The following is a 245-nucleotide window of genomic DNA, read 5'->3' on the forward strand; positions in this document are numbered from 1 at the left end:
AAAGTGGAGGCCTATTAAGCTAAAGTTGCTCGGCTCTCGCTTTTACCAAAGCACTCTCAATTGAAATGATAGTTAAATTCCAGCCACCAGCTTCGAGACTCTATCGCGGGCGTACCTTCTGCTCCAAACAAGTTGCCTGTTGCGTTTATCGGATATAGCTCCTTGTTGTTGAAAAGGTTCTTGATAACAAGGGTCGATTCAAAATCTGGAAATAGCTTGGGCACCATAGTGAATGCTGTGTTTAC

Annotated in this window: 1 protein-coding gene; it reads right to left on the reverse strand. The window is 43.7% G+C overall.

The features are described from left to right. Positions 1–56: 56 nt before the first annotated feature. Positions 57–245, reverse strand: a 189-nt coding sequence (locus IYN84_RS20910) for a hypothetical protein (RefSeq protein ID WP_210330787.1), incomplete at its 5' end; no start/stop codon positions are given.

The sequence above is a fragment of the Aliikangiella sp. G2MR2-5 genome, assembly GCF_015687155.1.
Classification (GTDB): domain Bacteria; phylum Pseudomonadota; class Gammaproteobacteria; order Enterobacterales; family Kangiellaceae; genus Aliikangiella.